Origin of the sequence: Halomonas sp. DP8Y7-1, from assembly GCF_019801685.1 — a bacterium.
Lineage (GTDB): Bacteria > Pseudomonadota > Gammaproteobacteria > Pseudomonadales > Halomonadaceae > Halomonas > Halomonas litopenaei_A.
Genome location: NZ_JAHVIN010000003.1, coordinates 1 through 19,327, shown reverse-complemented (window position 1 = coordinate 19,327; position 19,327 = coordinate 1). Strand labels below are relative to the sequence as shown.

General features: G+C 62.1%; 17 protein-coding genes. 16 read left to right on the top strand and 1 reads right to left on the bottom strand.

Annotated features, from left to right (window positions below; all coding sequences use genetic code 11):
* The first annotated feature begins 9 nt into the window (after nucleotides 1-9).
* The 9 genes from KUV41_RS01940 to KUV41_RS01900 all read left to right on the top strand — a co-directional run bounded on the left by KUV41_RS01940 (nucleotide 10) and on the right by KUV41_RS01900 (nucleotide 10,156).
* Nucleotides 10-1,320, top strand: coding sequence for a TRAP transporter large permease (locus tag KUV41_RS01940; protein ID WP_222483902.1), 1,311 nt, complete (start codon nucleotides 10-12; stop codon nucleotides 1,318-1,320).
* Nucleotides 1,321-1,548: 228 nt separating this feature from the next.
* Nucleotides 1,549-2,862: a histidinol dehydrogenase gene (gene hisD / locus KUV41_RS01935; RefSeq protein WP_206940920.1), complete on the top strand. Its 1,314-nt coding sequence runs from the start codon at nucleotides 1,549-1,551 to the stop codon at nucleotides 2,860-2,862.
* Nucleotides 2,859-3,626: an SDR family NAD(P)-dependent oxidoreductase gene (locus tag KUV41_RS01930; protein ID WP_206940917.1), complete on the top strand. Its 768-nt coding sequence runs from the start codon at nucleotides 2,859-2,861 to the stop codon at nucleotides 3,624-3,626. Before hisD ends, KUV41_RS01930 begins: the two co-directional genes overlap by 4 nt.
* Before the next feature lie 15 nt (nucleotides 3,627-3,641).
* Nucleotides 3,642-4,628 carry an alcohol dehydrogenase catalytic domain-containing protein gene (locus tag KUV41_RS01925; protein WP_222483900.1) on the top strand — a complete coding sequence of 329 codons (987 nt, stop codon included), beginning with the start codon at nucleotides 3,642-3,644 and terminating at the stop codon, nucleotides 4,626-4,628.
* Nucleotides 4,629-4,964: 336 nt separating this feature from the next.
* Complete coding sequence (locus tag KUV41_RS01920; protein WP_222162868.1) at nucleotides 4,965-6,536, top strand: Re/Si-specific NAD(P)(+) transhydrogenase subunit alpha; 1,572 nt, start codon at nucleotides 4,965-4,967, stop codon at nucleotides 6,534-6,536.
* A 16-nt stretch (nucleotides 6,537-6,552) separates the two neighbouring features.
* Nucleotides 6,553-7,995, top strand: coding sequence for an NAD(P)(+) transhydrogenase (Re/Si-specific) subunit beta (locus KUV41_RS01915; protein ID WP_206940911.1), 1,443 nt, complete (start codon nucleotides 6,553-6,555; stop codon nucleotides 7,993-7,995).
* 243 nt (nucleotides 7,996-8,238) lie between these two features.
* The gene (locus KUV41_RS01910; protein ID WP_222162869.1) at nucleotides 8,239-9,306 is read left to right on the top strand and encodes an NAD(P)H-dependent glycerol-3-phosphate dehydrogenase; all 1,068 of its coding nucleotides are present in this window, start codon (nucleotides 8,239-8,241) and stop codon (nucleotides 9,304-9,306) included.
* Entirely contained in the window at nucleotides 9,299-9,784 is a 486-nt protein-coding gene (gene sixA / locus KUV41_RS01905) for a phosphohistidine phosphatase SixA (RefSeq protein WP_222483899.1), read from the top strand. The genes KUV41_RS01910 and sixA overlap by 8 nt, the downstream gene beginning before the upstream one ends.
* Before the next feature lie 57 nt (nucleotides 9,785-9,841).
* A complete protein-coding gene (locus KUV41_RS01900; RefSeq protein WP_206940905.1) occupies nucleotides 9,842-10,156 on the top strand; it encodes an antibiotic biosynthesis monooxygenase family protein in 315 nt (104 codons plus the stop codon).
* Between the two features lie 37 nt (nucleotides 10,157-10,193).
* Here the strand turns inward: KUV41_RS01900 and KUV41_RS01895 are convergent, their stop codons facing one another.
* Nucleotides 10,194-11,156, bottom strand: coding sequence for an AEC family transporter (locus tag KUV41_RS01895; RefSeq protein ID WP_222162872.1), 963 nt, complete (start codon nucleotides 11,154-11,156; stop codon nucleotides 10,194-10,196).
* 252 nt (nucleotides 11,157-11,408) lie between these two features.
* Here KUV41_RS01895 and kdgD point away from each other — a divergent pair, with 252 nt between their 5' ends.
* From kdgD to KUV41_RS01860, 7 genes are all read left to right on the top strand, one after another.
* Nucleotides 11,409-12,326, top strand: a complete 918-nt coding sequence (gene kdgD, locus KUV41_RS01890; RefSeq protein ID WP_206940901.1) for a 5-dehydro-4-deoxyglucarate dehydratase — start codon at nucleotides 11,409-11,411, stop codon at nucleotides 12,324-12,326.
* A gap of 84 nt (nucleotides 12,327-12,410) precedes the next feature.
* Entirely contained in the window at nucleotides 12,411-13,466 is a 1,056-nt protein-coding gene (locus KUV41_RS01885; protein WP_222162873.1) for an ABC transporter substrate-binding protein, read from the top strand.
* A gap of 101 nt (nucleotides 13,467-13,567) precedes the next feature.
* A complete protein-coding gene (locus KUV41_RS01880; RefSeq protein WP_222162874.1) occupies nucleotides 13,568-14,002 on the top strand; it encodes a tripartite tricarboxylate transporter TctB family protein in 435 nt (144 codons plus the stop codon).
* Between the two features lie 14 nt (nucleotides 14,003-14,016).
* Complete coding sequence (locus KUV41_RS01875; RefSeq protein ID WP_206940895.1) at nucleotides 14,017-15,564, top strand: tripartite tricarboxylate transporter permease; 1,548 nt, start codon at nucleotides 14,017-14,019, stop codon at nucleotides 15,562-15,564.
* Nucleotides 15,554-17,146 (top strand): galactarate dehydratase, encoded by a 1,593-nt coding sequence (gene garD / locus KUV41_RS01870; protein WP_222483898.1) that lies wholly within the window; start codon nucleotides 15,554-15,556, stop codon nucleotides 17,144-17,146. The genes KUV41_RS01875 and garD overlap by 11 nt, the downstream gene beginning before the upstream one ends.
* Nucleotides 17,147-17,191: 45 nt before the next feature.
* Nucleotides 17,192-18,517: a glucarate dehydratase family protein gene (locus KUV41_RS01865; RefSeq protein WP_222483897.1), complete on the top strand. Its 1,326-nt coding sequence runs from the start codon at nucleotides 17,192-17,194 to the stop codon at nucleotides 18,515-18,517.
* A 79-nt stretch (nucleotides 18,518-18,596) separates the two neighbouring features.
* On the top strand, nucleotides 18,597-19,327 hold a 731-nt coding region (locus KUV41_RS01860; protein WP_222483896.1), incomplete at its 3' end, for an aldehyde dehydrogenase family protein.

Here is a 19,327-nt window from a genome sequence, read left to right as displayed (position 1 = left end):
TGATGCGTCATGGAATTCATGGAACTTCAGCAGGCTGCGGCCTCGCTTGACTGGACCTTCTACGCGCCGCTGACCGCCCTGGTCGTGATGATTCTGGTGGGCGTGCCCATCTGGGTGGCCATAGGGCTCGGGACGCTTGGCATGTTGACCTTCACCGAGGCATTGCCACTGTCCGTCTTCGGTGAGTCACTGTTCGAGGGGATCAATGCCTTCGCGCTGATTGCGGTGCCGCTGTTTATCCTCACCGGTGACGCCTTGGTGCGCTCAGGGCTGTCCGGCAAACTGCTCGATGTGGCGGAGGCCAGTGTCGGAGGGCTCAAGACGGGCCTTGGCAACTCCACCACCCTGGGCTGCGGCTTTTTCGCCTGTATCTCAGGCTCCGATGCGGCAGGCGCGGCGGCGGTTGGCCGCATGACCATTCCTCGCCTGGTGGAGCGGGGCTACCCGCTCCCGGCGGCCTGTGCGCTGGTCGCCTCGGGAGCCTGTACCGGCATTTTGATTCCTCCCTCGATTGCCTACATCGTCATGGGGCTGGTACTTGGCATGTCGGCGTCGACGCTGTTTCTGGCTGCGGCCATTCCCGGGGTCATGGTCATGATCTCGGTCATGGCGACCAATATGGTGCTCAATCGGCGCTATGGCTTCGAAGGCGATCGAGAGCGATTTTCCTGGAAGCGCTGGCTCGACACCGTATGGGATGCCCGTTGGGCACTGTTTGTGCCGGTGGTGATCCTGGGCGGCATCTATACCGGTATCTTCACCCCTACCGAAGCGGCCGCGGTGGCCGTGGTGGTAGTGGTCATCATCGGTCTGCGCCAGGGACGGCTGACGCTGGGAGATATCCCGCGCATGCTGGAAAGCTCGGCCAGGGTGTGCGGCGTCATCGTGCCCATCATCGCGGTATCGCTGCCGCTGGCGCAGAGCCTGGCCAGTCTCGATATTCCCCAGACGCTGGTAAGCGGCATCAGCGTACTCACCAATGCACCATGGCTGATGATCCTGCTGATGATCGGCATTTTGGTACTGGCGGGATGCGTCATGGAGACCACTCCCAACATCGTCATCCTGGCGCCGCTGCTGTTGCCGGTCGCTCAGGAGGCCGGCATGAACGACTTCCACTTTGCCATCTTGATGGTCACCACCCTGGGGCTTGGCTTTATCACGCCACCCCTGGGGCTCAACCTGTTCGTGGTGTCAGGACTGACCCGCTGCTCGGTGCTGGCGATTGCCCGTTACGCGGTGCCCTTCGTGCTCGGCATGTTGATCGTCGTGTTGATGATTGCCTATCTGCCGTGGCTGTCCACCTGGGCGCTGGGATAACGGTACAGCGACATGGACGAGGGAGGACGCCTGTGCCTCCCTCTTTTAAGGCGTCATTTGTAAGCGCTTACATTGGATGCGACGTAGCGCAGCGCAACGACTTGATGCGTCACAACGTGAGCAACGCCACTGGCTTAGACGGCCGAGCCGGTGGCACCTACTTGGAGCTGCGCATGCCCAGGCAGGCGCGGTGATCCACATTGGCCGATCACCTCTAGGAGAAACATCATGGCAATTCATTACTACAAGCAAGCCGACAAGAATGCCTCCAGCAACGACGACCAGACCCGTGAGGTGGTGTCGCGCATGCTCGCCGAGATTGAAGCGGGAGGAGAGGACAAGGCGCGGGAGTACTGTCGCGAACTGGATGGTTGGAGCGGTGATGTGATCGTTGGCCGTGACCAGATCGAAGCGGCCAAGGAAAAGGTGCCAGAACAGCTCAAGCAGGATATTCACTTCGCCTACGAGCGAGTCAGCCGCTTCGCCGCTGCCCAGCGTGACAGCATTCAAGGGTTCGAGACCGAGTTGTCGCCCGGCTTGTTTGCCGGCCAGAAGCTGATTCCCATGGAAACGGCCGGCTGCTACGTACCAGGGGGACGTTACGCCCATATCGCCTCGGCGATCATGAGCGTGGCGACGGCCAAGGTGGCTGGCGTCAAGAATGTGGTGGCCTGTTCGGTGCCCCGTGACGAGAACGGCATTCATCCGGCGATCCTGTATGCCATGGACCTGGCCGGAGCGGACGTCATTCTACAGATGGGCGGCGTTCAAGGCATTGCGTCCATGGCCTTTGGTCTGTTCACCGGCAAGCCTGCCGACATCCTTGTCGGTCCCGGCAATCGCTTTGTGGCAGAGTCCAAGCGCCAGCTGTTTGGCCGCTGTGGCATCGACATGTTTGCCGGGCCTACCGAGATCGGCATCATCGCCGATGACAGCGCCGACCCCGACATCGTGGTGGAGGACCTGGTGGGCCAGGCAGAGCATGGCCCGGATTCCCCCGCCTGGCTGTTCACGACGTCCCGACGTCTGGCCGAAGCGGTGGATGCGCGGATCCAGACACGTATCGATGCGTTGCCTGACACCCAGCGCAAGGCCGCGGATGCCGCCTGGCGCGACTACGGCGAAATCATCATTTGCGACAGCCGTGAAGAGGCGGTTGAGGTCAGCGATCGCTATGCCTCCGAGCACTTGGAGCTACAGGTCGAGGACCTGGACTGGTGGATGGCGAGGTTGAACAGCTACGGGTCGCTGTTCGTGGGGGAGGAAGCGTCGGTGGCCTTTGGTGACAAGTGTTCTGGCACCAACCACATCCTGCCGACCAAGGGTGCTGCGCGCTACACCGGCGGGCTGTGCGCCCAGAAGTTCCTCAAGATCGTGACCTACCAGCGTCAGAGCCGTGAGGCCACGCGTACCGTTGCCGCTACCGCCGCGCGACTTTCCCGCTGTGAGGGCATGGAGGGTCACGCGCGTACCGGCGACATCCGTCTGGCCAAGTACTATCCCGACGAGACCTTCCAGCTGGCGGTAGAAGACGAGGTATGAGCATGCGTCCTGACTTCCATCTAGCCGGTCGGGTGGCGCTGGTCACTGGGGGCAGTAGTGGTCTGGGGCGCGCCATCGGTGAAGCACTGGCGGCGAGTGGTGCTCGGGTCGTGTTGACGGCCAGGCGAGCAGAGGCGCTGGCCGACGGCGTTGATGTGATCTGTCGGGAGGGCGGCCAGGCGGCCGCTCTTGCTGCCGATCTGGCCGACCCGCATGGGCTTGACGAGGTGGCGCGGCGTGCCGCTGAACCCTTCGGCGAGCCCACCATTCTGGTCAATGCGGCAGGGGTCAATCTGCGCCAGCCGATGGGCGAGGTCGATCTTGCCGCCTGGGAACTGACGCTGCAGTTGCACCTGGGAACCCCGTTCTTCCTGTCCCGAGCCCTGGTGCCTGGCATGCGCCGGGCAGGCTACGGCCGCATCATCAATCTGGCCTCGTTGCAGTCGAGTCGCGCCTTTCCCGACAGCGCCCCCTATGGCGCGGCCAAGGGGGGAATTGCCCAGCTGACGCGCGCCATGGCGGAGGCCTGGTCGCGGCATGGGGTCAACGCCAACGCGCTGGCGCCTGGCTTCTTCCCCACCGAACTCACCTCGCCGGTATTCGGCGACGCTGAACGATCCGAGGCGTTGGCACGCCAGACCGCCATTGGACGCAACGGGCGGCTCGAGGACATCGCGGGGCCGGCAGTCTTTCTGGCATCACCGGCATCGGCCTATGTCACCGGGCAGATCTTGCATGTCGATGGCGGTTTCACCGCCAAGTAAACCAGGAGAAACAGGATGCAAGCCTTGTTCTATACCGGGCATGAGCGCATGGCGCTGCAGCAGGCGGAACCTCAGCCCCTGGCGCCGGGTGAGTCACGGGTGCAGGTTGAAGCAACCGGTATCTGCGGGTCGGACCTGCATGCTTACCATGGCCATGATCCGCGCCGTGTTCCGCCGATGATTCTGGGCCATGAGGCGGCCGGAAGGGTGGTCGAAGGTGCCTGGAAGGGGCGACGAGTCACCATGAACCCGCTGATTGTGTGCGGACATTGTCGCTACTGTCGCTCTGGGCGCCAGAATCTGTGCGAGAACCGCAGCATGATTGGCATGAACCGGCCGGGAAGCTTTGCCGAGTCGGTCACTATCGCCGACAGCAGCCTGATCGAGCTGCCTGCCACCTTGAGTGCCGAGGTAGCGGCCATGACCGAGCCCGTGGCAACGGCATTGCACGGCATTCACCGTCTTGAGCGAGTGCTCGATCGGCCGTTGGCCGAGTCCAGCGTACTGGTCATCGGTGCCGGAGCCATCGGGCTGATCACCGCACTGGTACTGCGCGGACGTGGGGTGCGCTCCCTGCGCATCGCTGACCTCAACCCACTGCGGCGCGAGACGGCGGAAAGAGCGGGACTCGAGGCGCTGGATCCATTCTCAGCCGCGCCAGGCGAAAACTCCGTGGAGGCCGTCTTCGACTGCGTGGGGGCGGGGCCGACTCGCCAGATGGCGGTGGCCTGTACCCGTCCTGGCGGAGCGATCATGCACCTGGGGCTTCAGGATAACGCAGGCGTCACCGACACCCGTGCCATCACCCTGAAGGAGCTCAGCTTTCTGGGCGCCTACACCTACAGCCTCGAGGATCTGCATGCTGCGGTAGCGCTGTTGGACGCGTCGGCGCTGGGAGAGCTGAGCTGGGTGGAGCATCGGTCCCTCAGCGAGGGGGGCGACGCCTTCCATGCACTGGCCAATGGACGCACCGGTGCCGCCAAGATCATCCTGCATCCCTGAGCCGCTCCGACTCGGTGCGGGGTATGCGACGAAAGTCGCATCGTGGTGATGAGGGTACCTCCCGCGGGGTAGCAGGCACTGTCGCAACAGGTGGTGTGATCACGCCACGCCGCCGAACAGGGCGGGCTTCGACGCTCGGCAGGGCATAAGCTTACACCCCGCATGTCGCCGGTTCTCTTAATGGATTCAGGTGCTTGCTTTAACGCTGCACTGCACAATTTACTGTCGTTGCCCTCTTGTGCAGACCGGCCAGTAGAGGTAACACTGGTGCAAACGACAATAACAAGAACCCATAACAAGCAATCGCTATAACGTTGGCCACATGGGAGATCCATTGTGAAGATTGGAGCACCGAGGGAACGGCACAAGGGCGAGGCGCGGGTAGCGCTGACGCCCGAAAGCGCCGGACACATTCAGAAGCTGGGGCACGAATGCCTGATCGAGACAGGCGCGGGTGAGCTGGCCGGATTCAATGATGCGGCCTATGAAGCGGCTGGCGTCACCATCGTCGACAGCATGGAGGCGGTGTTCGAGCAGGCCGATGTGGTCGTCAAGGTGAGGGAGCCTCAGCAGCAGGAATCCGATCTGCTGCGCTCTGGCCAGACGCTGATCAGCTTCTTCTGGCCGGCCCAGAATGAAGACATGCTGAACACCTGCAAGGACAAGGGCGCCAGCGTCATTGCCATGGACATGGTGCCGCGGATTTCCCGCGCCCAGAAGATGGATGCCCTGTCTTCCACGGCCAACATCGCGGGTTATCGCGCAGTGATCGAGGCGGGCAATCAGTTTGGCCGCTTCTTTACCGGCCAGGTGACCGCCGCCGGCAAGGTGCCGCCGGCCAAGGTGCTGATCATCGGTGCCGGTGTCGCGGGTCTTGCTGCCATCGGTACCGCCACCAGCCTGGGTGCCGTGGTGCGCGCGTTCGACGTCCGTCCGGAAGTGTCCGAGCAGATCGAGTCCATGGGCGCGGAATTCCTGTTTCTCGACTTCGAGGACTCCCAGGATGGCTCCGAAAGCGGTGGCTACGCTGCCCCCTCGAGCCCCGAGTTCCGCGAGAAGCAGCTGGAGCTGTTCCGGGCGCAGGCACCCGAGGTGGACATCGTCATCACCACCGCCCTGATTCCTGGACGCCCAGCGCCCAAGCTGTGGCTCGAGGATATGGTCAAGGCCATGAAGCCCGGCTCGGTGGTGGTCGATCTGGCCGCCGAGAAGGGGGGCAACTGTGACCTGACCGTGGCCGACGAGCGCGTTGTCACCGATAACGGCGTTATCGTGGTCGGTTATACCGACTTCCCGTCGCGCATGGCCACCCAGTCGTCGCTGCTGTATGCCACCAACATCCGCCACATGCTGACCGACCTGACCCCGGAGAAGGACGGGCAGATCGTTCATGACATGGAAGATGATGTCATCCGTGGGGCCACCGTGACCCACCAGGGCGAGGTCACCTTTCCGCCGCCGCCGCCCAAGGTCAAGGCGATTGCTGCGGCCAAGCCCAAGCCGAAGGAAAAGGAGCCGACTCCGGAAGAGCGCAAGGCTGCTGAGCACGCTGCCTTCATGAAGCAGACCAAGAGCCAGGTCACCATGCTGGTGGTCGGCGGCGTCATTATGGGCTTGCTGGGCCTGGTGGCACCGGCCTCTTTCATGCAGCACTTCATCGTCTTCGCGCTGTCGTGTTTCGTCGGTTTCCAGGTGATCTGGAACGTCAGTCATTCTCTGCACACGCCGCTGATGGCGGTGACCAACGCGATCTCCGGGATCATCATTCTCGGCGCCGTGCTTCAGGTGGGATCCGGCAGCTGGCTGGTCGCCCTGCTGGCAGCCATCTCGGTATTGATCGCTTCCATCAACGTCGTGGGTGGCTTTCTGGTGACACGCCGGATGCTGGCCATGTTCCAGAAGTCCTGAACCGCGGAGAGACGAAATGCTAGGACAACAATTCGTAACCGCCGCGGCGATCGCGGCGAGTGTGCTGTTTATCCTTTCGCTGGGGGGACTCAGCAACCAGGAGAAGGCCAAACGCGCGGTGTGGTATGGCATCGTCGGCATGGCGCTGGCCGTGTTTTCGGTCATGCTGGGCCCGAACATCGGCAACTATTGGCTGATGATTCCGATGATGATCATCGGTGCCGTCGTCGGCACGCTGGTGGCCAAGCGGGTCGAGATGACACAGATGCCGCAGCTGGTGGCGGCTCTTCACTCCTTCGTCGGTCTGGCGGCGGTGTTCGTCGGCTGGAACGCCGAAATGGAGCGTGCCCGAGTGCTGGATCTCAAGGCCGCAGGCGAGTCCCTCGACGGTCTGTCCGCCTTTGCTGCCACCCTGGCCCACAAGACCGCGGCGGAGCTGACCTTCCTCCAGGTCGAGGTGGTGCTGGGGGTGTTTATCGGTGCGGTAACCTTTACCGGCTCGGTGATCGCCTTTGGCAAGCTGTCCGGCAAGATCGACGGCAAGCCCAAGAAGTATCCCGGCGGCCATGCGCTTAACGCCGGTGCTGCCGCACTCTCGCTGGTACTGGCCATTGCCTACCTCAATGGTGCGGGCTTCTGGACGCTTCTGCTGATCGCTGCCCTGGCGTTCTTTATCGGCTGGCACCTGATCCTCGGGATTGGCGGTGCGGACATGCCGGTGGTGGTGTCGATGCTCAACAGCTACTCGGGCTGGGCCGCGGCCGCCATCGGCTTCACCCTGTCCAATGATCTGCTGATCGTCACCGGTGCCCTGGTCGGCTCTTCCGGTGCCATCCTCTCGTACATCATGTGCAAGGCGATGAACCGCAACTTCGTCAGCGTCATCCTGGGGGGCTTCGGTGGCACTCAGGGGCCGGCTCAGGAGATCGAGGGCGAGCAGATCGCCATTGATGCGGGCGGCGTGGGTAGTGCCCTCAATGATGCCGACAGCGTCATCATCGTGCCGGGCTACGGCATGGCGGTGGCCCAGGCGCAGAATGCTGTCAGCGAGCTGGTGCGCAAGCTGCGTGCTGCCGGCAAGGAAGTGCGCTTTGGCATCCACCCGGTAGCGGGACGCCTGCCTGGCCACATGAACGTGCTGCTGGCCGAGGCCAAGGTGCCTTACGACATCGTGCTGGAGATGGACGAAATCAATGATGACTTCGCTTCTACCGATGTGGTGATCATCATTGGCTCCAACGACATCGTGAACCCGGCGGCTCAGGAAGATCCCAACAGCCCCATTGCCGGCATGCCGGTACTCAGGGTGTGGGAAGCCAAGCAGGTGTTCGTGTGCAAGCGTGGCCAGGGTACCGGCTATTCCGGTATCGAGAATCCGCTGTTCTACAAGGAAAACACGCGGATGTTCTACGGCGATGCACGAGCCAGCATTGATTCGCTGGTACCGTTGATCGATTGATCTGAGAGGCCCCTGCTGCTTAAGGGGCCCGCCGACGCCCCTGCTGCTTAAGGGGCCCGCCGCCGCCCCTGTTTGTTTGAGGGGCCCGATGCCGCCCCTCTTTGTTTGAGGGGCCCGCCGACGCCCCTGCTGAAGGGGCGTTGTCGTTTTTCGGTATGGGGTAGGCAAGGTCTGGATGATGCGTCTCGCTGCGGGTCTATTATTCGGTACAATCCTTGTGGACTCATCGACTGCGGAGCGAGCATGACCGACAAGGACACCCGGGTAGCGGTGCTGGGAGGGGGCAGTTTTGGCACGGCGCTGGCCAGTATCGCGGCCGATAACGGCTGTCAGGTGCGCCAGTGGCTTAGGGATGCCTCGCTGGTAGACAGCATCAACCGCGATCATCGCAATCCCCGCTACTTGCCCGACTATGCCATCAATCCTCGGGTAGAGGCGTCCACGCAGCTTGAGTGGGTGCTGGAGGGGGCCTCCCTGGTGCTGGTAGCGATTCCTTCCAAGGCGTTTGCCGACGTCGTGAGACAAGCTCGCACCTTTCTGACGCCGGAGCAGATCCTGGTCAGCACCACCAAGGGCATCCAGGAAGAAGGCTTCAAGCTGATGAGCCAGATTCTCGAGGATGAGACCGGCTTTACCCACGTAGGCGTCCTGTCTGGACCCAATCTGGCATCGGAGGTGGCTCAGAAACAGCTGACCGCCACCGTGATTGCCAGCCACGACGCCGAGACCCGTGCCCGTGTTCAAGCGGTGCTTGGCTGCGACTACTTCCGTGTCTATGCCAGCAATGATCGCTATGGCGTGGAGCTTGGCGGCGCGCTGAAAAACATCTATGCCATCGCCGCCGGTATGGCCGCGGCGCTGGGCATGGGGGAAAACACCCGCAGCATGCTGATGACCCGGGCGCTGGCCGAGATGAGCCGCTTCGCGGTGTCTCAGGGGGCCAACCCCATGACGTTCCTCGGACTCGCTGGAGTGGGTGACCTGATTGTGACCTGTTCATCGGAGCTGTCGCGCAACTATCGCGTCGGCTTTGCCCTGGGCAAGGGGCAGTCCCTCGACGATGCGGTGGCATCCCTTGGCCAGGTGGCCGAAGGCGTCAATACCGTGAAGCTGGTACGTGACAAGGCCGATGCCGAAGGGGTCTACATGCCGTTGGCGGAGGGCCTGTACCAGGTGTTGTTCCGCGGTGTCCCGGCCAGAGACATGGCCAAGCTCTTGATGCGCAACGAGCAGAGCAGCGACGTCGAGTTTGTGCTTCCACGGGAAGACGTCAAGCAGGACCGTCGTGACACGGAGGCTCGTCATGGCTGAGCTGTTGATCATGCGTCACGGTGAGGCTGCCCCTGGCTATCCTGATCACGAGCGACGTCTGACCGAGCGCGGAGAAGATGAGGCACGTGCCATGGGTCGCTGGCTGGCCGACCGCAGCGATATCGATGTGGCGAACCTGCGGATCCTGGCGAGCCCGTTCGTCCGCGCCCATCAGACGGCGGCGCTGGTGATGGAGATGCTACCGGGCAACATCAGCATGGATACCCTGGAGATCATCACGCCGGATGACCCGCCCGAGGCAGCGGTGGACTGGCTGACCCTCAACGCCGGTGAGGCGCCGCTGCTGCTGGTCAGCCATATGCCGCTGGTGGCATGTCTGACGGGGCTGCTGGTCGAGGGTCGAGAGCAGGCCGGAGTGGGCTTTTCCACTGCCGCCATAGCGGAGCTGGAGGCGGATATCTATGCCGCGGGCTGCGCGCGCTTGGTGTCCATGACCCACCCGGCTTCGCTTGCCTGATGTCCTTGCGTACGTCTGCCGCCCTGGGCGGCTCACTTTCTCGCCACAGGAATGACCATGAGTTTTATCGTCAACAATCGTATCTATGTCAACGAGGGTTTCGAGGCGGAGTTTGAAGAGCGCTTTCGTCGTCGAGCCGGTGAGATCGACGCGCAGCCAGGCTTCATTGCCATGCGTGTGCTGCGCCCACTCGGTAACCAGGCGCCATACGTGGTGGAAACCGAGTGGGAAAGCCAGGCCGCCTTTCGTGCCTGGGTCGGCAGCGATGACTTCAAGCGCGCCCACGCCAACCCGCTGCCCGCAGAAGCGACCCGCGAGGGCGGCGGCATCGAGCAGTTCGAGGTGGTCGAGGGCACGCAGGCCAGCCGCTAAGCCAGCCGCTAAGCCAGCCCCTGGGCCAGCCTCTGAATTAGATCAGCCCATTGATCCGCAGGATAAACACGCCTAGCGTCACGCTGATGCTGGCCATCAGGGTGGTCAAGGCAATGATATTGGCGGTCAGCGTCTCGTCGCCGCCCATGGCCTTGGCCATGACGAAGGCGGCGGCGGCGGTGGGGCTGGCGAAGTACAGAAACAGCACGCCGAGCTCTGGCCCGCGAAACCCTGCCGCCATGGCCCCCAGGGTTGCCAGGAGCGGAATCACCACCATCTTCGCCAGGCTCGCGCTGACGGCGGTGCGGTAACTGTTTTTCAGCGCTCGGGTCGAGATGGTGGCGCCGATACAGATCAAGGCCAGGGGCAGCGTCAAGGAAGCAAAGTAGTCACCGCTGGTTTCGAGCCAGGCGGGCAATTGAATGCCCAGGGCCGCCAGCGGTAATGCCGCCACCACGGCCAGGATCAGTGGGTTGGTCAGGATGTGGCGGAGGATGCTCTTCCAGTCGATGGCCCGACGCTCGCCATGCTCATCCAGCTGGTAGGCAGCCAGTACCACGACCGACAGGATGTTGTAGCTCAAGATCACCACGCTCAGCAGCAAGCTGCCCAACGACAGCCCGACATCACCGTACATGCCGGCGGCAAGTGCGAGCCCCACCACCCCGCAGTTGCCGCGGAAGGCGCCTTGCACGTAGACGCCACGCCGATGGCGCTTGACCTTGAGCGCGGCATAGCCCCAGCTGAGGATGAAGCTCGCCAAGGTGGCCAGGCCGAAATAGAGCAGCATCCAAGGGTTGAGGGTCTGGGCGATGTCGGTGTGAATCAGGCTGAGGAACAGCATGACCGGCAGGGTGCCGCGGAAGACCAGCCGAGAGGCGGTGTTGACGAAGGACTGGTCGATCCAGCCCAGGCGCTTCAGGCCGATACCGATAAACACCATGGCGAATACCGGCAGGCTGATGTTCAGCGTCGAGACAAAGACGTCGAGCAGGGTCATGGGTGCGCTTGAAAGCCTCCGTGTCAGGCGCTGATTCGTCCATGAGATGTCCCACGACGGAGCTGGGTGCGCGCCTTGAACTTTGGTCTCAATCTACCATAACGCCTCTTGTCAGTCAGGACGCAAGTGTCTAGCTTGTACTTTGTATGATGTATGACTTGAGGGCGTCGAGACCCTCACGTCTCGCCATGTGAAGTGTGATGCGACAGGTGTTGCGAAGACGCAACGACATGAAGACAGGAGGACGTCCCGGTGAAATTTACCCATGCACAGGTCAAGCAGGCGATCAGCGATGGTCTGCTGTCATTTCCCGTCACCGATTTTGATGACCAGGGCCGCTTTGATGCCGACAGCTATCGTCAGCGCCTTGAGTGGTTTATCAGCCACGAGATTTCGGCGGTATTCGTGGCTGGCGGCACGGGAGAGTTCTTCAATCTCTCGATCCAGGAGTTTCGTGAGATTGTGCGGCTGGCAGTGGAAGTGGTTGACGGCAAGCTGCCGGTGATTGCCAGCGCAGGCCTCAGCGTGGCGACCGGGAGTGAATTCGCCCGCATTGCAGAAGAAGAGGGAGCCGACGGCATTCTGCTGATGCCTCCTTACCTTACCGAGTGTCCCCAGGACGGCCTGGTGGAGTATGCCGGACAGATTTGTGCGTCTACCAGCATCAGCGTGATCTACTACAACCGTGGCAATGGGGTGCTGAACCCTCAGTCGGTGAAGCGTCTGGCCGATGCCCATCCCAATCTGGTAGGGCTCAAGGACGGCAAGGGCGACATGCAGGCGCTCAACCGGGTGATCAAGACCGTCGGCGAACGCCTGGCCTACGTGGGCGGAGTGCCGACTGCCGAGATCATCGCCGAGTCTTACCTGGCCATGGGGGTGAATACCTATTCCAGTGCGGTGTTCAACTTCGTCCCGGACATGGCGGTGACCTTCTACAAGGCACTGCGCGGCGGTGATACCGACACTGTGCGCAAGATCTCCCGCGAGTTCTTCCTGCCATTCGTTGCCCTGCGTGACAACAAGGCTGGCTACGCGGTCAGCCTGATCAAGGCCGGCACCGACCTGATCGGCCGTTCGTCCGGCTCTGTGCGTGCGCCGCTCGAGATGCCGACGGCGGACGAGCGCAAGCAGCTCGAACAGCTGATCGAGCGCGCCCGTTCCTTCTGATTCTCCTGGCGGAATATCCGCCCCCGGCCCTGCTTGCAGGGCCAAGCACGAAGCCACCCACAACCATTTCAATCAGGTGACTCCATGAGCATGCCAAGACTCTCCATTACCCTGGCCACCACCGCTCTGGCGGCCTCTATGGCCCTGTCGAGCAGCGTGGCACTGGCCGCTGACGGCCCGCTGCGCGGCAACATTCGCGTGGTCATCGGCTCGAGCTCCACCGGGGGCGATACCTACCAGAATTCCGCCATCGTGGTCGACCAGCTGTCCGAGGCGCTGGACCTGAACATGAAGGTTGATGCGGTGGGTGTCAGCGCCGCCTATCGAGCCCTGGATCGTGACCCCCGTGGCAATACCCTGATGATCTTCCACGATCAGGCCTATCTGGGTAATCAGTATGGTGTCGAGGGCTACAAGGATCCGTTCGAGAACTACATCATCGGGCCGACCATCGCCATCAATCCCGGCAACGCCTACCTGGTACCGAAGGATTCGCCGTACCAAAGCCTGGACGACATCATCGAGGCGGTAGGCAGCGGCGAGACGGTACGTGTGGCCATTCAACCGGGTGGCGTCTCGGAGATCGGCTACACCGCGCTGAAGAATGCGATTCGCATCGAGCACCCTGGCAGTGAGGAGAACCTGGTAGCGGTGAACACCGGCTCCCAGGCAGACAAGAACCAGCTGTTGTTTGATGACCAGGCTGACCTGATCAATGGCTCGGTGCAGGCCAACGAGCAGTACACCCGCCTGCCAGAAGATGACCAGAAGGCGATGCGCTTTGTCTGGCTGACGGCGCGTCACGACACGCTGCAGCAAGCCCATGAAGAGGGACTGGGTCAGACCGATCGCGAGACCCTGCTTCAGTTCGTCGAGCCCAACGTCGAAGTGACCATGGGCGACGCCGGGAACTTCGCCTTCGATAAGGAATTCTTCTTCCTTTACAACAAGGACATGAATCCCGAGATCGTCGAGCAGATCGACGCCACCCTGGCCGAGATCTACGCCGAGGGCGAGATCCAGGAAACCCAAAAGCAGTCGTTCTTTATCCCCGACTTCATGCCGTCCGACGAAGCCCAGGCTCACCTGCGCGAAAAGGCAGATCGTTACGCCGAGATCATCGACAGCATCAAGCCGTGATCTGCTGACCGATCGAGAAGGGCCGGCGGCGACCCGTCGCCGGCGCCTTCACTGTCACCTCATCTTGCAAGGCTCTCCCGACAGGCCTTCACGGAGCCGCTATGGAAACCTCCCCGCTGAGTGTGTCGATCGACTTCGACTCGTCTCATCTGTTTTTTCCCACGATCATTCATTGGGCGCTGGCACTGCTGTTTGCCCTGGTCGTGGTGTTTCGTCTTGTGCCCTTTCTCGCCGCGGTCAAGCGCGGAGAAAAGACGCTGCCGATCATCGGCGAGTCCATGGATGGAGTTCGTTTCTTCGGCACGCTGGTGCTGATTGTCGGCTATTTCGCGCTGATGTCAGTGGTGGGCAACCTGTTTCCCTACACCGGCTATGGCTTCTTGTTCGTGTCCATCGTCTTTCTGTTTTTGATGTCGATGATGTACATGCATACCCGAACCCGCCGCAAGGTGATCACCGCTGCCATCAATGCCGTGGTGGCGCCATCCCTGGCCTGGCTGATCTTCGCCAAGCTGTTCTACATCACCTTGCCGTAGGGGAGCGTTGACCCATGGAAATCCTGTCCTACCTCGATATCACCTTTTTCTTGCTAGCATCGATCGGCACGCTGATTGGTATCATCTTCGGCGCCATACCCGGCATGACCGCGACCATGGCGGTGGCGGTGTGCCTGCCACTGACCTATGCCCTCGGACTGGAGCACGGCCTGGCGCTGTTGCTTGGTCTCTATGTCGGCGGCATTTCCGGCGGCATGGTACCTGCCGTGCTGCTCAATATTCCGGGAACGCCGTCCTCCATCACCACGACGTTCGATGGTTATCCCATGGCCCAGAAGGGGCTGGGGGAAATGGCGTTGCGCGTCTGCGTGGTGTCTTCCCTGGTGGGGGGGCTGATCAGTGCGATGGTGCTGTTCTTCTTTGCCCCGCTGCTGGCGGAATTCTCGATCAAGTTCTCCTATGTCGAGAAGTTTCTGATTATCTTGCTGGCGCTGACGGTGATTGCGTCGATGTCGAGCAACATGCTGATTGGCATCTTCAGCGGCGTTATCGGTATCTGGCTCAGTCTGATCGGTACCTACAGCCTGTCTGATGGCGGCAACGGCAAGACCCGCTTGATGTTTGATGCTCTTGAGCCCTATCTGGTGGATGGCTTCTCGCTGCTGCCGGTATTGATCGGGATCTTTGGTATCTCGACGATCCTGCTGGAAGCGGAAAAGGGCGTGAAAAGCGGCCTGTCCGGCGCCAAGCTCGACATGGGTAAAGGCGGTGGTTTTTCCCTTGGGCTGTTCAAGGGGCGCCTTACCAACCTGACACGCTCCTCGTTTATCGGCACCTTCGTTGGCATGCTGCCGGGAGTCGGCGGCAGCGCTGCTTCGGTACTGGCCTACACCCAGGAAAAGAACCTGTCTCGGGACTCGAGCGAGATGGGCAAGGGGGCGCCCCAGGGGTTGATTGCCTCGGAGTCGGCCAACAATGCACTCACTGGTGGCGCACTGATACCGCTGTTGTCCCTGGGGATTCCCGGTGACTCCACTACGGCGGTGCTGATTGGTGCCTTCACCCTTCAGGGGATCCAGGTCGGGCCGCTGTTCATTCCTGAAAACCAGGATACTTGGACGGTGATGATGATCGCGCTGGTGTTTGCCAACGTCGTCATGTTTTTCCTGATGTTCTACGCCATCAAGTACATCGCCAGGGTGGTACTGGTGCCCAAGTACATCCTGTATCCCATTATCGTGATGATGTGTGTGGTGGGCGCTTACGCGATCAACTACGGCATCATGTTCGATGTCTGGACGCTGCTGATCTTCGGCATCTTTGGCTATCTGATCGAGAAGATTGGACTGGAGGTCGCGCCGCTGATCATCGGCTTTATCCTGGGTAGCTCCGCCGAGGTCTACTTCGTCAAGAGCCTCGAGTCCTTCGGCACCTACTCCATCTTCTTTACCAAGAGCCCCATTGCGGTGGTGCTGTGGCTGTTGATCGCGGCGTCGATTGGCTTCTCCATCGTGCTTGGACTGAAGAGTCGTGCGCGCCAGAAGATGGAGCTGAGCCAGGTCACCGGCAGCACCCAGCAAGGAGATCGCCATGACGGCTAACAACCAGGTGAATCAAAGCCGTGTCATCCGCGTCCATCCCAGCGATAACGTAGCGATTGTGGTCGGCCAGGGCGGCTTGCCTGCCGGTACGCGACTGGACGACGGAGTGGTGCTTGGCGTGGATATCCCCCAGGGCCACAAGGTGGCGCTGACCGATATTGACGAGGGCGAGCGGATCATTCGCTACAACGAGGTCATCGGCACGGCGCTGTCCGCCATTGCTCGTGGTGGCCATGTCAACGAGAACAACGTCCGGCTACCGATCCCGCCAACCCTTGATGAACTGCCGCTGGCGACCCGTGAAGCGCCTCCCGTGGAGCCTCTGGAAGGCTATACCTTCGAAGGGTTTCGCAATCCCGATGGCAGCGTCGGCACACGCAATGTGCTGGGAATCACCACCAGCGTGCAGTGCGTGGCGGGAACGGTGGATCACGTGGTGGCCAGGATCAAGCGCGAACTGTTGCCGCGCTTTCCCCATGTCGATGACGTGGTTGGGCTTAACCACAGCTACGGCTGTGGCGTTGCCATCGGCGCGCCTGCCGCGATAGTGCCGATTCGCACGCTCAAGAACCTGGCGCGTAACCCCAATTTTGGTGGCGAGGTGATGGTCATCGGCCTGGGCTGCGAGAAGCTCCAGCCCTCGACCCTGATCGACGATGAGCCGGTCAAGATCTTCGAGCGCAGCGCCGATGCCTTGACGCACGACGAGACCAACGACGATGCCAATGTGCTTAGCCTGCAGCACGAGTCCTTCGAGGGCTTCGGCGAGATGGTCGAAGGCATCATGGAAATGGCCGAGCGCCACCTTGAACGCTTGAACCGGCGTCGTCGCGAAACCTGCCCGGTGTCCGAGCTGACGGTGGGCATGCAGTGTGGCGGCAGTGATGCGTTTTCCGGGGTGACCGCCAATCCGGCGGTAGGCTTTGCCACGGACCTGATCGTAAGGGCCGGCGGTAGTGTGATGTTCTCCGAAGTGACCGAGGTGCGTGATGCCATCCACCTGTTGACGCCGAGAGCCGTCGACCGCCAGGTTGGCCAGGCGCTGATCGACCAGATGGCTTGGTACGACGACTATCTCGCCCAAGGCCAGGCAGATCGCAGCGCCAACCCATCACCGGGCAACAAGAAAGGTGGGCTCAGTAATATCGTCGAGAAGGCGCTGGGGTCGGTGATCAAGTCCGGCAACTCCCCCATTGTGGATGTCATCGGCCCTGGCGAGCGCCTGCGCAAGCGCGGCCTGACCTTTGCCGCCACTCCCGCCAGCGATTTTATCTGCGGCACCCTGCAGGCGGCAGCAGGCATGAATCTTCAGGTGTTCACCACCGGACGTGGAACGCCCTACAACCTGGCGATGACGCCGGTGATCAAGGTGTCCACCAACTCCACGCTGGGACGGCGCTGGCACGACCTGATTGACCTGGATGCCGGGCGCATTGCCACCGGCGAGGCCAGCATCGAGGACATCGGCTGGGAGCTGTTCGAGTTGATCCTCGAGGTCGCCAGCGGACGCCACCAGGTCGCCGCTGACCGCCTGGGACTCTACAACGACCTGGTGCTGTTCAACCCTGCGCCGGTGACCTGAGCGCTTCATCCTTTTCGATTCGAACGACCAAGAGGCCATGTAGTCATGTTCCCCAAGATCACCAAGATGAACATCGTGCCGGTTGCCGGTGAAGACGGTTTTTTGCTGAACCTGAGCGGCGGACATGCGCCCTGGTTCATTCGCTGCGTGCTGGTGCTGGAAGACGCCTCAGGCAATCGCGGGGTGGGGGAGATTCCCTCCAGCGACGGTATCCTCAAGGGGCTCGAGCAGTGTCGCTCCCTGGTGGAAGGGGCCCGAGTCAATGAGGTCAAGCAGGTACTGAGCCAGGCTCGCCAGGTGCTGTCTCGCAATGGCCCGGAAGAGCGCGGTCGCCAGACCTTCGATCTGCGGGTGGCAGTGCACGTGATCACCGCCATCGAGTCGGCGCTCTATGACCTGTTCGGTCAGGCACTCGGGATGCCGGTCGCGGATCTGCTGGGCCAGTACGGACGCCAGCGTGATGAGGTCGAGGCACTGGGCTATCTGTTCCTGCTGGGGGATCCGGACAAGACCGACTTGCCCTATCCCAAGGTGGCTGACCCGGTAGACGCCTGGGATGAGGTGCGCTACCGGAAGGCGATGACCCCTGAGGCGGTGGCGAATCTGGCCAAGGCGGCTTACGACCGCTACGGCTTCAAGGACTTCAAGCTGAAGGGCGGGGTGCTGCGCGGCGAAGAAGAGGCCGACTGCATCCGAGCCCTGCACGAGGCCTTCCCTGACGCACGTCTGACCCTGGACCCCAACGGCGCCTGGTCGCTGGAGGAGGCGGTACGCGTGCTTGAGCCGATCAAGGATATCCTGAGCTATGCTGAAGACCCCTGCGGTCAGGAAGGCAGCTACTCCGGGCGCGAGACCATGGCCGAGTTCAAGCGTCGTACCGGTCTTGCCACCGCGACCAACATGATCGCCACCGACTATCGCCAATTGAAGCTGGCGGTGCAGCTTAACGCGGTCGACATTCCGCTGGCGGACTGCCACTTCTGGACCATGCAGGGAGCGGTAGCGGTGGGTGAGCTGTGCCATGAGTGGGGCATGACCTGGGGCTCCCACAGCAACAACCATTTCGATATCTCGCTGGCCATGATGACCCACGTTGCGGCGGCGTGCCCCGGCAACATCACGGCCATTGATACACACTGGATCTGGCAGGACGGGCAGCGTATCACCAAGCACCCGTTCAAGATCGAGGGCGGCAAGCTGAAGGTCCCGACCACCCCTGGCCTTGGCGTCGAGATTGATGATGACAAGCTGATGGAAGCCCACCAAAAGTACCAGCGTCTGGATGTCACCAGCCGTAACGATGCCATGGCCATGCAGTATCTGATCGACGGCTGGGAGTTTGATCCCAAGCGTCCGGCCCTAGTGCGTTGATAGCGCGCTGACAGTCCGCTGACAGCACGTTGATAGTCCGCTGTCAGCGCGCACGCGACCCATCACAGGAGACCTTTTCATGACTCTGCAAGGCAAGCAACTCATTGGCCGCCAGGCCGTGGCGGCCAGCGGCAAGGCCATCCATGCCATCAATCCGGCCACCGGCGAGACCCTGGAGCCCGGCTACGCCGCCGGCTCGAAGGCCGAAGTCGACCAGGCCTGCGAGCTGGCCTGGGCCGCCTTCGATCGCTATCGCGAGACCAGCCTCGAGGCCCGTGCGACCTTCCTCGAGACCGTCGCCGATGAAATCGAAGCCCTCGGCGATGCCCTGATCGAACGCGCCATGCAGGAATCCGGCCTGCCCCAGGCCCGCCTCCAGGGCGAGCGCGGACGTACCTGCGGCCAGCTCAGGCTGTTCGCCTCCGTCGTGCGTGCCGGCGAATGGCTGGACGTGCGCCATGATCCGGCCCTGCCCGAGCGTCAGCCGCTGCCCCGGGTCGATCTGCGTCAACGCCAGATCCCGCTGGGGCCGGTGGCAGTATTTGGCGCCTCCAACTTCCCGCTGGCCTTTTCGGTAGCCGGTGGTGATACCGCCTCGGCCCTGGCCGCTGGCTGCCCGGTCATCGTCAAGGCCCACTCGGCCCACCCCGGCACCTCCGAGCTGGTCGGTCGCGCGGTGCAAAAGGCGGTGGCCCGCTGCGAGCTGCCCGAAGGCGTGTTCTCGCTGCTCTATGGCTCCGGTCGTGAAGTGGGTCAGGGCCTGGTCAGCGATCCGCGGATCAAGGCCGTGGGCTTCACCGGTTCCCGCAG